The following is a 14,840-nucleotide window of genomic DNA, read 5'->3' on the forward strand; positions in this document are numbered from 1 at the left end:
CTGGCGCTCTGGTTTCGCGCCCTTTGATACCCGAAATTGACCGAACCGTGGCGCTATGCCGTGATGCGGCTAGTCACCGCGCCCTACTCCACCCAATCCCGGTCCAGGCGGCGCGAGGCCAGGAAGAACAGCAGGGCCGCCAGCAGGTAGAAGCCCATGCCGGTATAGATCGCCCAGCGCAGGGATTCCGCCCCGAAGGTCGGCTTCAGGAAGTCGGCCATCGCGCCGAAATAGTAGACCCCGACGGCGATCCCCAGCAGGTTGTTGATCAGCAGGAACAGGGCCGAGGCCGTGGTCCGCATGGGCGCCGGCGCCAGGTGCTGCACGGCCGCCGTGACGGGACCCAGCCAGGCCAGGTTCAGGCCCGTGGGGATCAGGAAGATCACGAAGGCCAGGGCCAGGGACGCGGTCCCGCCCAAACCGCCGACCAGCGATCCGCTGTTCATGGCCAGCAGGAAGCAGGGGACCGAGATCAGGAAGGCCACGGCCGGGGTCAGCGGGTAGCCGGCCTTGGACTTGGCGCCCAGGCGGTCGGCCATCACGCCGCCCATCCAGATGCCGACCACCCCGCCCAGGAAGGCGATGCCCGAATAGTACCAGGCGGTCTGGGACAGGGTCAGGCCCAGGCTGCGCATGAAGAACGACGGCAGCCAGGCGGCGACGCCATAGCCGCAGACCGACGACGCCGCCGCGCCCAGGGCCAGCAGCCAGAAGCTGGGCTTGGCCGCCAGCAGGCTCGCCACCTCGCGCAGCGGGGCGGCCGGAGCCGGCGCGACCGGCGGCGCGTTCGGCGCGCGATCGGCGCCGCCGCGCGGCGGGTCGCGGACGACGAGGCGGAAGATCGGGGCCAGCACCACCCCCATCGCGCCGACGACGATGAAGGCCGTGCGCCAGCCGTAGTGCACGGCCAGCAGACCGCCGACCAGGGTGCCGGCCGCCGTGCCCAGCGGGATGCCGAACGCGTAGGCCGCCAGGGCCCGGGCGCGCTGGTGCTTGGGGAAATAGTCCGAGATCAGCGAATAGGCCGGGGCCACGCCGCCCGCCTCGCCGATGCCCACGCCCATGCGGGCCAGGAACAGGTGACCGAAGCTGCCGACCACGCCGCACAGGGCGGTGAAGCCGCTCCACAGGGTCAGGGCGGCGGTCATGATCCAGACGCGGCTGAAGCGGTCGGCCAGCCAGGCGATCGGGATGGCCAGGGTCGTGTAGAGCAGGGCGAAGGCCAGGCCGCCCATCAGGCCGAACTGGGCGTCGGTCAGGCCGAACTCGTCCTTGATCGGCTTGGCCAGGATGCCGAGGATCTGCCGGTCCAGGAAGTTGAACGTATAGGCGAGGATCAGCATCGCCAGGACCACGTAGCGATAGCCCGAGCCCTGCTGCGTCTTCGCTTCCGTCTGCTGCTGCTCGCTCATCGCCGCCCCCTACGCCACTGCCTGTGTCTACATAAAGAAAGGGCGGGACTTGTTGCAGCAAGTCCCGCCCGAGCTAAGTCGCCTAGATAATTAGAACGCCACCTCGATCGAGCCGGCGACGGTGCGCGGCGGGCCGTAGAAGCCGATCACCGAGTTGTTGTAGGTCGGCGCCCCGAAGTTGTAGCCGCCGGTGCGGTACTTCTCGTTGGTCAGGTTCTTGCCGGTCAGGGCCAGCTTGTACTTGCCGCCCGGCGCGGTCCAGATCGCCGTCAGGTCCACCAGGGTGAAGGCCTTCTGGTCGAGGGCCGGCAGCGGCTGTTCGAACTGCTGGTACTTGTCGCGGTAGCTGACCATCGGGGTGATGGCGATGTCGCCGCCGGCCAGATCCGCGCGCCAGGTCAGGCTGACATTGCCCGTCCATTGCGGGGTGTTCTGGAAGCCGTAGAGGTCGGCGACGTTGATCACCTGGCCGGTGGCCAGGACCGTGGACGGGTTCAGCGGGTTCGGCGCGCCGGCCGGCACGAAGCGGCTGAAGGTGTCGTACTTGGCGTGGATGTAGCCGAGCGCGACATTGCCGGTCAGGTGCTGGTTGAACTTGGCGGTGGCTTCGAACTCGGCGCCGTACAGGGTCGAGGCGCCGGCGTTGTCGACCGAGCTGGCGATGCCCGAGGGCACCACGACCTGGGTCGTGACCTGCTGGTTGGTGTATTTCGACAGGAAGATCGCCGACGAGAACGAGACGCGGCGATCCAGGGCGTAGCCCTTCAGGCCGGCTTCGTAGGTCTTCACGACTTCGGGCAGGTAGCCCTGGGTCGTCTGCGGGGTGATGAACGCGTCGCCGCGCATGTCCCAACCGCCCGACTTGTAGCCCTTCGAGAACGAAGCGTAGGTGTTCAGGTCGTCGCTGAGCTCGTACGAGACCGAGATGCGCGGCGTGAACTGCTCGAACGTGCGGGCGGCGTCATAGTTGGTGCGCACCTGCAGGATCGGACGGTTCGTTCCGCCCTGGTACGGCGACGGCGTGGCGCCCAGATAGAAGAAGCGGAACACGTTGGCGCGCTTGTGGTCGCGGGTGGCGCGGGCGCCCAGCGAGACCTTCAGGCGGTCGGTCAGGTTGGCGCTGAAGTCGAAGAACGCCGCGAAGCTCTGGGTGTTGACCTTGCCGCCGTCGGCGATCGAGACGCCCAGGTTGCCAGCGATGGTGTCGAACTCGCCCGAGGCCTGGCTGTTCATGTAGTACAGGCCAAAGACGCCCTGAACGTTCTCGTCCGCATAGACCGCCTGCAGTTCCTGCGAGAACGAGCGGTCGTCATAGGTGGCCGGCACGTCCAGGGTCGGCAGCGGCGTGCCGTCGAAGTCGATCAGGGTCTGGGTATGACCCTTGCGGTTGGCGGTGATCGACTTGAACGTCAGGTTCTGGGTGGCGTCCCACTGGCCGGTCAGCGACAGGCCTTCGGTCTTGACGCGGTTCTTGTCGCCCAGGCCGGCTTGCGTGTCGTAGATGTCGAGGATCGGATAGGCGCCGACGGTCGGCAGGGTCTCGCGGTGACCATGACGCGGGTTCGACTTGTCCACGACCTTGTCATAGGCCAGGCGGAAGAACAGATCCTCGGTCGGCTTGTACTCGGCGCTCAGGCGATAAGCCTGGACGTCCTTGTCGTACTGGTCGGCGCCCGTGGTCAGGTTCTTGCCGTAGCCGTCGCGCTTGTAGAGAGCATAGGCGCCGCCCACCGACAGGCCGCCGCCGACCGGCGTCTGGCCGGTGACCATCAGGTCGGTCTGGTCGTAGCTGCCATAGGTCGCGCGAACCTTGGCGCCGGCCTCGTCGCCGAGGCGCTTGGTCACGTACTTGATGGCGCCGCCGATGGTGTTGCGGCCGTACAGCGTGCCCTGCGGGCCGCGCAGCACTTCGATGCGCTCGATGTCGAAGATGTCCAGAACCGCGCCCTGCGGACGATAGATGTAGACGTCGTCGACATAGAGGCCGACGCCGGGCTCATAGCCCCACAGCGGATCCTGCTGGCCGACGCCGCGGATGTAGCTGATCAGGGTTGAGTTCGAGCCACGGGCGGTCTGCACCGTGATGTTCGGGGTCGTCTGCGAGAGCACGGTGATGTCCGTGCCGCCCGAGCGTTCCAGCTTCTCGGCCGAGAAGGCCGACACGGCCACCGGCACGTCCTTGAGGTTTTCCTCGCGACGACGGGCGGTGACGACCACCTCGTCGACCGAGACGTTGCCGCTTGCCGCCGGAGCCTCTTGCGCCGACGCGACGCCCGCGATCGTGCTCCACGCCGCGCCAGCCAACAGCGCAGCCTTCCACATCGAAGTCATGGGGTTCCCTCCCTTGCGTTCCGCCCGTCCGAGCCGGATCCGTCTTATGCGGACGCGTGCTCGGGGTTCGCCATTTCATCGAACAGCGAATTGCAGGCACCATCACCCGAACCGGCGCCGGACGCCAGCACTTTTTCATCAGGTGATGAAAAAAGGATCGGGGACGGATGATGCCTCCCCGCACGTGGGGGAGGATCTTGCTAGAGGGCCTTGGCGATCACCGCCTCGAAGCCGGCCGCGCAGTACGAGAACAGGCGTCGGCGGACCGCTTCCAGGTCGCTGGAACGGCACTCGCCTTCCGACAGCGAGTCGATGCGTCCCGTCTCGGACAGCGACAGCATCATCGAGCCGGTCAGGAACTGGTAGCACCAGTAAAGGTCGCGATAGGCCGCCTCCGGCCGGACGATCTTCAGCGTCTCGACCAGCTGGTGAACGACCGGATCGAAGAAGCGGGTCATGGTCTCGCCGCCCCAGGCCGGGGTGTTGTTCACCTGGGCGACCAGGACGAAGTAGCTCTTCCAGCCGGCCCCGCCCTCTCGCGAGATGCGCAGCAGCGGATCGATGAACGCCTCGATCACCCCCTCGACCGTCATGGACCCCGCGTCGTGCGCCTCCACATAGGCGTTCATCGACGCCTCGCGGGCCTGGTTCAGGATCTCGGCGCGGCGCAGGAACACCGCGTCGAACAGCTCGCGCTTGGCGCCGAAATAATAGTGGATCAGCGCCGTATCGACGCCGGCCTCCGCCGCCACCTGGCGTGTCGTCACCCCATGGAAGCCGTGACGGGCGAACAGCCCCTCGGCGGCGTCGAGGATGGTTTCCTTGAGATCCAGTCCCTTGGCCTTGGACGGACGGCCCCGCCCGCTGGCGCGGGTCTTGGTTGCGGTCATGAAAGTCGAGGTCCGCCGTGGTTGCGCTCCGTCCTCGGATAGGCGCATCCCGGCGGACCTGGCAAGGGACCCTTGTTATCCAGGCTTGCTCTCTAGGCCTGGGCGAACACCTCGTGGAAGGTCACCGGCAGGGCCACGGGCGCCCGCCAGAGGATCAGCCCAGGAACACGGTCCAGAGCAGGCGGCCGGGGATGAAGGCGAAGAGGCCGGCCAGCAGCAGGCCGCCGGTGAACATGCCGGTCATGGCCCGGCGGTGGGCGGCGACCCTGCCGCGCTTGACGGCGTAGACGGCGCCCGGCAGGCCGACGATGGTCCAGCCCGACAGCAGGTGGATGAAGCTGAAGGCGCCGTGGTTGAGCTCGCGGATGAACAGCGAACTGACCGCCGTGGTCCCCATGGCCAGCACCCAGGTCCAGCCCAGCAGCTTGTGCAGGCCCGTGCCCTTCACCCGCATCATCAGCGCGACGCCGATGACCAGGGCGGTCAGGGCCGAGAGCAGGTGCAGCCTGATGACGGCGGGCGCTTCGGCGATCCGCGACAGGTCGGGCGCGTGGGGATGGAACGGAATGCGCGCGGCATAGCCCGCGAGGTCGGTGAACATGCCAGTAGCCGCGACGCCGACCACGCCAACCGCCAGCACGACGCCCACGGCGGCGTTTCTCAGGGTGTCGTTGCGAAGCGCCGCCAGAGCGATTGACTTGCCGTTCTCATCCATCTTCCTTCACTCCGGGTTCGGTCCGGCGGGTTCGTCTCGCCGTCGAAAGCCTTGTTGGAGTGGGCGTTCTCTTGTCTCAATCGCCGTTGCGCCAATCGCCGCCGTCCCTTCGTGAGCGGCTGGAGGACGCCGTTCACGCTTCGCGAATGGCGCTGACTTCGCGCGAGGCGGTGCGCGGCTATCTGGTGTCGGGCGGGGCCGGCGTGTTCCTGGCGCTGATCGGCGCCCTGGGCTCGGGCCAGGCGCCGCTGCTCACGCGACTGGCCTACTGGGTCGGACTGTGCGTCGCCGGCGCGGTCGTGGGCACGGGCGTCACCCAGGTGATCGGCCGCGACGGCCGCGCCGACGGCGCCCCCTGGCTTTACGGCGCCCTGACCGTCATCGCCATCACCCTGCCGTTCACGGCCTTCGTGTGGTTCGTCAGCGAGAGCGTGTTCCAGCGCGGGATCCGGATGGAGACCCTGCCCCGCTACCTGGCGCCGGTGTTCATCGTCACCGCGGCGATGACGGCCCTGAACTTCCTGGTCCAGCGCGAACCCGCCCAGACCCACGCGGCGCCGAAGGGCGCCCCGGCCCCGCGCTTCCTGGACCGCCTGCCCGCCAAGCTGCGCGGCGCCGAGCTCTTCGCCGTCGAGGCGCAGGACCATTATCTGCGCCTGCACACCTCGCGCGGCCAGGACCTGATCCTGATGCGCCTGTCGGACGCCGTGGCCGAACTGGAGGGCATCGAGGGCGCCCAGACCCATCGCTCGTGGTGGGTGGCCAAGGCGGCGGTCGAGGTCGCCCGGCGCGGCGACGGCCGGGCGACCCTGCGGCTGAAGGGCGACGTCGAGGCGCCCGTCAGCCGCGCCTACGCCAAGGCGTTGCGAGAGAGCGGCTGGTTCTGATCAGCCCGCCTTCGCCTAGCCGAAGTGGATGTCGACGCTGCCCGCGCCGGTCCCGACGGTCAGGCCGGTGACGCCCACCAGACGGATCAGGCCGTCGCCGGTATTGACCCCGACCGTGGCGTCCTGGTGGTAGATGTAGGTGTCGCCGTTCCACTCGAAGACACCCGTGCCGTTGGCCGACACCTGGCTGGAAGCGTTGATCAGCGCCTGTTCCAGGGTGGTGGCGGAGCCGGCGCTGATGCCGGTGGTCACCGCCGGGATCACCGTCCCCAGATCGACGTGGTCCACGCCCTTCTCGAAGTCGGTGAGGGTGGCGAAGGTGGTCACCTTGTTGTTCGCGACGCTAAGGTTCGAGAAGCGCGGCGCGGAGACGCCGTTCTCGTACAGCTTGAAGACGTCCGAGCCCGCGCCCAGGGTGAAGGTCGACACGGACGCCCCAAGCAGGTCGGCGGCCACGCTGTCATTGTAGGCCGACAGCACGACGGTATTCGGGACGCCGCCCGAGCCGCCGATCCCGAGGACGTCGATCCCCGCCGAGCTGGAGGCGTCCAGGTTGTGGGTCGTGAGGTTGTAGCCGCCCTCGCTGCCGATGAAGTTGGCGGTCAGGTGGCCGGTCCCGACAACGACGACCTTGCCGTTGGAGTAAGGTCCGTCGACGGTCTGCGAGTTGATGAGGGCCAGCGTGCTGTCGCTCTGGACGTGCACGACCAGCGCCCCGTCATTGCCGGTGACCACCAGCTGGGTCGGCGTGGCGTTGCTGCTGGTGACGTTGTTCAGATAGGCGTTCACGACGGGGGCCCCGACCTGCGCCGAGGACATGCCGGTGATCACCAGGTCGACGTGGTAGTTGACCTTCAGCGTGCCGCCGGTGACCCCATCCATCTTCAGCGCCACGTTCTGGGCGAGGTTGTCGATCCGCGTCGAGATCGACGACTTCAGGGTGACGTCCTGCAGACCGGTATAGTTCGTGGCCACCAGCGGCATGACCGTGGTCGCGCCCAGGGTCGGCGAGGTGAATGACAGCTTGAAGTTCTCGAGCACCAGGTGCTCGACATTGGTGATCTGGGTCTTGTCGAACAGGTCGGTGTCGGCGCCCATCACCAGGGTGTCGTCGCCAGCGCCGCCGTCGACGATGGCGCCGTTGATCATCTTGCCGACCGTGATCAGGTCGTTGCCGGCGCCGCCGCTGATCTTGCCGTTCGGCGCGCCACCCAGAACGTCGACCGCCGCGTTCAGCTGACCGACGCTGATCGTGTCGTTGCCGTCGCCGCCGTCGATATAGCCGCCGACCGCGCCCGAGAAGGTGACGGTGTCGTGGCCGCCGCTGACGAGGATCGCGCCGCTGTTGGTCGTTCCCGTGACCGTGTCGTTGTTGGTCGTCGAGCGCAGGGCCGCATTGGTCGCGTCGGGCGAGACGCTCTGGGTGTCGGTCACCGCGATGGTCGCGCCGGCCGCGTAGGTCGCCTGCTCGCCATAGGTCCCCACCAGGCTGGTGTTGAAGCTGGCCTGGCCATCATTGGCGAGGTCGGCCAGGAAGGCGTCGTTGGCCTTGGCGTAGACGCCGATATGCTCGTTGGCGGCCACGGCCAGCAGGAAGCCGACCAGGGCGCCCTTGGTCCCCAGGCCGTTCGCGCCGTCGCCGCCGTAGTAGGCGAAGTACTCCGCGCGGGTGAAGGTCCCGCCCAGGCCGTTGGGCACCTGGGCGGTCAGGATGGTGTCGATCAGGCCCGCCGCCGGGGCGAAGCCGAAGATCTCGCCATAGGCCTTGGTCGCCGCGGCGGCCAGGTCCAGTGCGCCATAGGCGGCGGTGAAGGCGTCCTTGCCCGCGCCGTTCTTCCCCAGATTGACCGCGAAGTTGATAAAGCGGTTCTCGGCCGAGAACGACTGGTAGTAGGCCGAGTTGAGGTTGTTGGGGTTCCCGCCGTTCGGCGAGATCAGATAGTCCAGGCCAAGCGCCGTCGGCGTCGCCCCGGTGAAGAAGTTGTACGAGAGATTAGCCACCGTGGTGGACGCGGTCACCAGCTTGCCGATCTCGATGCGCGCGTCGGCCAGGCTCAGGGTCGAGGCGTCGACGCGCCCGGCCAGGGTCTGCAGAGTGGTCAGGTCCGCCGCGGGGATGTTGGCGAACGGGAGACGCGAGACGTCGCTGTAAGCGGATTTCAGAACTTGAAGCGTAGCCATGACTCAACCTCCGGCACTTGTCGCCAGGATTGGTATTGAGTTTGCTGTACACATGCAAGCGGAGCCGTGAAAAATAGTTCGCCCCGGTCGCGCAATGGCCGGGGCGAACTTTCGATATCAGGCCTTCCAGCCGCCGCCGAGGGCCTTGTAGATGGCCACGACGTCGGTGTTGACGCCGGTCTCCGCGACGCTGAGGCTGTCCTCGGCGGCCAGCAGGGTGCGCTCGGCGTCCAGCAGCACCAGGAAGTCGATGCCGCCCTCCTTGTACTGGATCCGGGCCAGCTCGGCCGCGCGACGCGAGGCGGCGGCCTGGCTGGTCAGGCTGACCAGTTGGGCCTGCTGCTGGCGGTAGGAGACCAGGGCGTTCTCCAGGTCCTCCAGCGCCCGCAGCACGGTCTGGTCGTAATTGGCCAGGGCCGCGTCGTCGCGGGCCCGCGCCGCCCGCAGGCGGGCATGAGCGCTGCCCAGGTCGAGCGCCGGCCAGCTGACGCTGGGGGCCACGGACCAGGCCTTGCTGGCCCCGGCGCCGAAGCCGGCCGAGGTTCCCGACAGGAAGCCGACGAAGCCGGTCACCGAGACGCGCGGGAAGAGGTCGGCCGTGGCCACCCCAACCTGGGCGGTCTGCGACGCCAGGCGACGCTCGGCCGCCTGCACGTCCGGACGGCGGCGCAGCAGATCGCCGGCGTCGCCGATCGGCAGGGCGGTGATCAACGGACGGGTGTCGACATCGCGCGGGACCAGCAGGGCGTCCAGCGCGCCGGGGCGCTGACCCGTCAGGACGGCCAGGCGGTAGTTGGCGCGCTTCTCGGCCGTGATCAGGCCCGGAATCGCCGCTTCGGTGGCGTTCAGGCGAGCCTGAGCGCTGGCCACGTCGATCGGGCTGCCGGCCCCGGCGTCGAACCGCACCTTGGTCAGGCGCAAGGTCTCGCGCTGGGTCTCGAGGTTGCGGTTGGCGACCTTCAGCCGGGCCTGGGCGCCGCGCAGTTCGAGATAGTTCCGAGCCACCTCGGCCGCGACCGTGACCTGGGCGTCGCGCAAGTCGGCCTGGGCCGCGCCGGCTTCCGCCCCCGCCGCCTCGACGCCGCGACGGACGCGCCCGAAGAGGTCGATCTCCCAGCCGGCGTCGAAGCCGGCCTGGTAGGTCTGGCTCTCGACGCGCTGGCCGTTCGAGCCGGGCTGCTGCTGGTTGCTCTTCACATAGGTCCCGTCGGCGGTGACATGCGGCAGCAGGTCAAGCTTCTGTTCGGTGAACAGCGCCCGGGCCTCGGCCACGCGGGCCACGGCGATCTTCAGGTCCAGATTGGCCGAGAAGGCCTGGCCGACCAGCTGGTCCAGCACCGGGTCGCCGAACGCCTTCCACCATTCGGCTTCCGGATTGGCGGCGGTGAAGACGGCCGGGTCGGCGTTCTGGAAGGCCGCCGGCGGGGTCGCCGGCGCCTTGTAGTTCGGCCCCACCGCGCAGGCGGCGGCCGTCAGGGAAATGCCGGCGATCAGCGCGGCGCGCAGGGTGTTAGCGAAGACGGACATCAGTGAGCCTCCACGGCCGGAGCCGTCGGATTCACCGCCTTGCTCGCGGCCCGGCGGGCCGTGTTGCGGCGGATGACGTAGTAGAAGATCGGCGTCAGGATCAGGCCGAAGAGCGTGACGCCGAGCATGCCGGAGAACACCGCCACGCCCATCGCCTTGCGCATCTCCGAACCGGCGCCGTGCGAGACGACCAGCGGCCACACGCCCATGATGAAGGCGATCGAGGTCATCAGGATCGGCCGCAGGCGCAGGCGACAGGCTTCCAGCACCGCTTGCAGCGGCGTGTCGCCATGTTCCTCGCGCTCCTTGGCGAACTCGACGATCAGGATGGCGTTCTTACAGGCCAGCCCCACCAGCACGATCAGCCCGATCTGGGTGAAGATGTTGTTGTCGCCGTGGGTCAAGAGGACGCCGGCCAGGGCGGACAGCAGGGTCATCGGCACGATCAGGATGACGACCAGCGGCAGGCTCCAGCTTTCGTACTGGGCGACCAGCACGAGGAAGGCCAGCAGCACGCACAGCGGGAAGATGTAGACCGCCGAATTGCCGGCCAGGATCTGCTGGTAGGTCAGCTCGGTCCACTCGTAGCCCATGCCGTTGGGCAGTTCCTTCTTGGCCAGGTCTTCCAGCGCCTTCTGGGCCTGGCCCGAGGAGTAGCCGGGGGCCGGGCCGCCATTGATCTCGGCCGTGAGCACGCCGTTGTAGTGGCTCTCGCGATCAGGACCCGTGGCCTCCTTGAAGCTGACGAAGCTGCCCAGCGGGATCATCTGACCCGACCCGTTGCGGGTCTGCAGGCGCAGCATCTGCTCGGGCTGCAGGCGGAAGCTCTGGTCGGCCTGGACGTTGACCTCGTAGGTGCGGCCAAAGCGGTTGAAGTCGTTGACGTACAGCGAGCCCAGATAGACCTGCATGGTCTCGAACAGGTCGGTCAGCGACACGCCCGAGGCGCGGGCCTTTTCGCGGTCGATATTGGCTTCGATCTTCGGCACGCTGACCTGGTAGGTCGAGAACACCCCGACCAGGGCCGGATCCTTGCGGGCCTTGTCGATCAGGTTCTGGGTCTGCTTGTTCAGCTCGTCAGGACCCAGGCCCGCCTTGTCGACGATCTGCATGCGGAAGCCGCCGATCGTGCCAAGACCTTGCACCGAAGGCGGCGGGAAGACCGCGATCTGGGCGTCGGGGATGGCGCCGAACTTGGCGTTCAGCTCACCGACGATGGCGTTGGCCGACATCGACTTGTCCTTGCGGTCCTTGAAGTCGGCCAGCGGGAAGAACACCGCGCCGGAGTTGGGGCTGTTGATGAAGCCGTTTGCCGACAGGCCGGGGAAGGCCACCGAGTGCTTGATGCCCGGCACCTTCATGGCGATGTCGCCCATCTGGCGGATGACGGCCTCGGTGCGGTCCAGCGACGCGGCGTCGGGCAGTTGCACCACGGCGACGACATAGGCCTTGTCCTGTTGCGGCACGAAGCCGCCCGGGGTCTTGGCGAAGGCGCCGAAGGTCAGCAGCAGCAGCACGCCGTAGATAATCAGGCCGGCGGTCGACCTGCCCAGGCTCTTGGCCACGCCGTTGACGTAGCCGTTCGAAGCCCTGGCGAAGAAACGGTTGAACGGGTTGAACAACCAGCCCAGCGCCGCGTCGATCATCTTCTGGAAGCGGTCCTTCGGCGCGTCGTGGCTCTTGAGGAGCACGGCGGCCAGGGCCGGCGACAGGGTCAGGGAGTTGAAGGCCGAGATCACCGTCGAGATGGCGATGGTCAGGGCGAACTGACGGTAGAACTGGCCCGACAGGCCAGTGATGAAGGCGGTCGGGATGAACACCGCGCACAGCACCAGGGCCGTGGAGATGATCGGTCCGGTGACCTCGCTCATGGCCTTGCGGGTGGCCGCGGCCGGCTCGAGGCCGTTGGAGATGTTCCGCTCGACGTTCTCGACCACGACGATGGCGTCGTCGACGACGATGCCGATGGCCAGGACCAGACCGAACAGGGTCAGGGCGTTGAGGCCGAAGCCCAGCATCAGCAGCACCGCGAAGGTGCCGACCAGCGAGACGGGCACGGCGATCAGCGGAATGACCGAGGCGCGCCAGCCCTGCAGGAACAGCACCACCACCAGGACCACCAGGATGATGGCCTCGATCAGGGTGTGGACCACCGAGTCGATGCTTTCCTGCACGAAGGCGGTCGTGTCGTAGATGATCTCGTAGTCGACGCCTTCGGGGAACTCCTTCTTCAGCTCCTTCATCGTCTTCTTGATGTCGGCGGCCATCTGCAGGGCGTTCGAACCCGGACGCTGGAAGATCGGCATGGCGACGGCCGACTTGTTGTCGAGCAAGCTGCGCAGGGCGTAGTTGTTGGCGCCCAGCTCCACGCGGGCCACTTCGCCCAGGCGGGTGATCTCGCCGTTCTCACCCGAGCGGATGATCACGTCGCGGAACTGCTCCTCGTCGGTCAGGCGGCCGGGGGCGTTGATCGACAGCTGGAAGTCCGCGCCCGTGTTGGTGGGCGGCGCGCCCAGCTGGCCGGCGGCGACCTGGACGTTCTGCTCACGCAGCGCCTTGACCACGTCGCCGGCCGTCATGTTCAGCGAGGCCAGCTTTTCCGGATCCAGCCACACGCGCATCGAGTACGCGCCCGCGCCGAAGATCTGCACGTCACCCACGCCGTCGACGCGCTTGAGGCGGTCGCGGACGTTCAGCTGCGCGTAGTTGCTCAGATAGAGCATGTCGTAGCGATTGTTCGGCGAGATCATGTGCACGACCAGGGTCAGGTCGGGCGAGGCCTTGTCGGTGGTCACGCCGATGCGCTGCACCTCCTGGGGCAGCTTCGGCAGGGCCTGGGCGACGCGGTTCTGAACCTGCACCTGGGCCTTGTCGAGATCGGTCCCGAGCGCGAAGGTGACGGTCAGGATCATCGCGCCGTCCGAGGCCGACTGCGACGACTGGTAGATCATGCCCTCGACGCCGTTGATCGCCTGCTCCAGCGGAGCGGCGACGGTCTGGCCGATGACGGAGGGGTTGGCGCCCGGATAGGCGGCGCGCACGACCACGGTCGGCGGCACCACTTCGGGATATTCGCTGATCGGCAGCTGGGGCAGGGCCACCAGGCCGGCGATGAAGATGACGATGGAGAGCACGGCCGCGAAACGCGGTCGGCTCACGAAGAATTTCGAGAAGTTCATGGCGGTCGATCCGGGGAGGAGCCGATGGGGTAAGCGTCGGGCATGCAGGGCCCCTCCCCGCCATCCGGCGAGCGACAGGAACCGAGAAAACCCTGGAAAAAGACGCCCGACTCGTCACGCGAGCCGGGCGTTACGCTTCAGGTTCGAACCTAGTTCTGGCCGGCGGAGCGACTGACCGCGAGTTGGCGGCCGCCGACTTCCAGCTGCGAGAGGTCGGCCAGGTCGGTCTTGACCTTGACCGGCGCGACGGTGTCGCCCGGCTTGACCTTCTGCAGGCCGCCGACGACCACCCGGTCGCCGGGCTTCAGGCCCGAGCGGATGATGCGCAGGTTGCCGGCCAGCGGACCGACCTCGACCGGGCGGTACTCGGCCTTGTTGTTTCCGTTGACCACCACGACGAAGCGCTTGCCCAGGTCGGTCGCGATGGCGCGATCGGGGGCGAGGGCGACGACCTGGCTCTCGGCGCTGACCAGGCGAATGCGGGCGAACAGCCCCGGCGTGAAGCGGCCGTCGGCATTGGCGAAGATCGCCCGGCCGTTGATGGTGCCGCTCTTGGCGTCCAGGGCGTTGTCGATGAACGACAGCTTGCCCTCGTGCGGATAACCGTCCTCGGTGATCAGGCCCATATAGACTGGGCTGCCCTTGCCGCGTTCGGCCGAGGCGTACTTCAGGAAGGTCTGCTCGTCGGCGTTGAACTCGGCGTAGATCGGGGTGTCGGACACCACGGTCGTCAGCAGGGACGCCTGGGTGACCAGGTTGCCGCGGGTGATGATGGTCTTGGAGATCCGGCCGTCGATCGGCGAGGTCACCTTGGTCCATTCCAGGTTCAGGCGGGCGGTCTGGTAGGCCGCCTGGGCCGCCGAGACATTGGCCTGGGCCGCGCGCTCTTCCGAGGCGAGGCGGTCGAATTCGCTCTGGGCCAGGGCGTTCTGATCGATCAGGCGACGGCCGCGTTCGCGGTTGATGCTGGCCAGGTCCAACTGGGCCTTGGCGCGCGACACCTCGGCGGCGGCGCGGTCGGCTTCGGCCTTGTAGGGGCGCGGGTCGATCTGGAAGAGTACCTGGCCCTTACGGACGCGAGCGCCCTCGGCGAACTGCGCGCCGTCGACATAGCCGCTGACGCGCGGACGGATCTCGACGGTGTCGATCGGCTCGAGACGGCCGGTGAAGTCGTCCCACTGGCGGAGCGACTTGAAGGCGACGTCGGCGACGGTGACCTGAACGGGGGGCGGGGCGGCGGCCTCCTGCTTGGCCTGGGCCGAGCAAGCGGCCAGCACGGCCACGGCGGCCAGGCCGGCGAAAGACGTGATGACGGGTTGAATACGCATGGGGGAGGACCCTGTCGGGAGGTGAAGCGGGGAGGCGGAAGGGGAGGTTCTTGTTGTCATTCCCAGACTCTCGTCACTCGAAGACGGGCCGCCGGGCGGAGCGTCGGGTGCTCGAGGACCAGGTGTCGCCCAGGGCGCGCACCGTTGGCCCATGGGGGGATTGTCCGATCCATCGCCGGTTGGGACCGGCCTGAGATTTAAATAGACCCAGCAAACCCTTAGCCGGCTTGGCCTGGGGCGCGTCGACGTAAACGTTTGTTTGCGAGGGCATTGGCGCGCGCTCCTTTTTTGGGGTTTAAGGGAGGAAATGTCGCAGGGGCTGTTACTTGACCCGGGCGACCGGAAGGACGATTTAGGATGTGACGAGACCGTTCGGTATCATCGACAAGC

General features: G+C 67.6%; 9 protein-coding genes. 1 reads left to right on the forward strand and 8 read right to left on the reverse strand.

Annotated elements, in window-relative coordinates:
• Window positions 1-83: 83 nt before the first annotated feature.
• From AC1RNC_RS14615 to AC1RNC_RS14630, 4 genes are all read right to left on the reverse strand, one after another.
• Window positions 84-1,412 carry a spinster family MFS transporter gene (locus tag AC1RNC_RS14615; RefSeq protein ID WP_492887105.1) on the reverse strand — a complete coding sequence of 443 codons (1,329 nt, stop codon included), beginning with the start codon at window positions 1,410-1,412 and terminating at the stop codon, window positions 84-86.
• A gap of 90 nt (window positions 1,413-1,502) precedes the next feature.
• The gene (locus tag AC1RNC_RS14620) at window positions 1,503-3,743 is read right to left on the reverse strand and encodes a TonB-dependent receptor (RefSeq protein ID WP_492887106.1); all 2,241 of its coding nucleotides are present in this window, start codon (window positions 3,741-3,743) and stop codon (window positions 1,503-1,505) included.
• Window positions 3,744-3,943: 200 nt separating this feature from the next.
• Window positions 3,944-4,633: a TetR/AcrR family transcriptional regulator gene (locus AC1RNC_RS14625; protein ID WP_492887107.1), complete on the reverse strand. Its 690-nt coding sequence runs from the start codon at window positions 4,631-4,633 to the stop codon at window positions 3,944-3,946.
• 154 nt (window positions 4,634-4,787) lie between these two features.
• Entirely contained in the window at window positions 4,788-5,348 is a 561-nt protein-coding gene (locus tag AC1RNC_RS14630) for a DUF2306 domain-containing protein (RefSeq protein WP_492887108.1), read from the reverse strand.
• 146 nt (window positions 5,349-5,494) lie between these two features.
• Between AC1RNC_RS14630 and AC1RNC_RS14635 the strand changes: the two genes are divergently transcribed.
• The gene (locus AC1RNC_RS14635; RefSeq protein ID WP_492887109.1) at window positions 5,495-6,235 is read left to right on the forward strand and encodes a LytTR family DNA-binding domain-containing protein; all 741 of its coding nucleotides are present in this window, start codon (window positions 5,495-5,497) and stop codon (window positions 6,233-6,235) included.
• Between the two features lie 15 nt (window positions 6,236-6,250).
• Here AC1RNC_RS14635 and AC1RNC_RS14640 read toward each other — a convergent pair whose 3' ends face one another.
• From AC1RNC_RS14640 to AC1RNC_RS14655, 4 genes are all read right to left on the reverse strand, one after another.
• Window positions 6,251-8,416, reverse strand: coding sequence for a hypothetical protein (locus tag AC1RNC_RS14640; protein WP_492887110.1), 2,166 nt, complete (start codon window positions 8,414-8,416; stop codon window positions 6,251-6,253).
• Window positions 8,417-8,533: 117 nt separating this feature from the next.
• Complete coding sequence (locus AC1RNC_RS14645; protein ID WP_492887111.1) at window positions 8,534-9,943, reverse strand: efflux transporter outer membrane subunit; 1,410 nt, start codon at window positions 9,941-9,943, stop codon at window positions 8,534-8,536.
• Window positions 9,943-13,122, reverse strand: a complete 3,180-nt coding sequence (locus tag AC1RNC_RS14650; protein ID WP_492887112.1) for an efflux RND transporter permease subunit — start codon at window positions 13,120-13,122, stop codon at window positions 9,943-9,945. The genes AC1RNC_RS14645 and AC1RNC_RS14650 overlap by 1 nt, the downstream gene beginning before the upstream one ends.
• Window positions 13,123-13,271: 149 nt before the next feature.
• Window positions 13,272-14,450 (reverse strand): efflux RND transporter periplasmic adaptor subunit, encoded by a 1,179-nt coding sequence (locus tag AC1RNC_RS14655; RefSeq protein WP_492887113.1) that lies wholly within the window; start codon window positions 14,448-14,450, stop codon window positions 13,272-13,274.
• Window positions 14,451-14,840: the final 390 nt, after the last annotated feature.

It is taken from the genome of Caulobacter sp. GW822-FHT01G02 (assembly GCF_058802865.1).

Excerpts from the sequence above, each read along its gene's own strand:
- AC1RNC_RS14615 (WP_492887105.1), bottom strand. The coding sequence starts at position 1,412 with ATGAGCGAGCAGCAGCAGACGGAAGCGAAGACGCAGCAGGGCTCGGGC.
- AC1RNC_RS14620 (WP_492887106.1), bottom strand. The coding sequence starts at position 3,743 with ATGACTTCGATGTGGAAGGCTGCGCTGTTGGCTGGCGCGGCGTGGAGC.
- AC1RNC_RS14625 (WP_492887107.1), bottom strand. The coding sequence starts at position 4,633 with ATGACCGCAACCAAGACCCGCGCCAGCGGGCGGGGCCGTCCGTCCAAG.
- AC1RNC_RS14630 (WP_492887108.1), bottom strand. The coding sequence starts at position 5,348 with ATGGATGAGAACGGCAAGTCAATCGCTCTGGCGGCGCTTCGCAACGAC.
- AC1RNC_RS14635 (WP_492887109.1), top strand. The coding sequence starts at position 5,495 with ATGGCGCTGACTTCGCGCGAGGCGGTGCGCGGCTATCTGGTGTCGGGC.
- AC1RNC_RS14640 (WP_492887110.1), bottom strand. The coding sequence starts at position 8,416 with ATGGCTACGCTTCAAGTTCTGAAATCCGCTTACAGCGACGTCTCGCGT.
- AC1RNC_RS14645 (WP_492887111.1), bottom strand. The coding sequence starts at position 9,943 with ATGTCCGTCTTCGCTAACACCCTGCGCGCCGCGCTGATCGCCGGCATT.
- AC1RNC_RS14650 (WP_492887112.1), bottom strand. The coding sequence starts at position 13,122 with ATGAACTTCTCGAAATTCTTCGTGAGCCGACCGCGTTTCGCGGCCGTG.
- AC1RNC_RS14655 (WP_492887113.1), bottom strand. The coding sequence starts at position 14,450 with ATGCGTATTCAACCCGTCATCACGTCTTTCGCCGGCCTGGCCGCCGTG.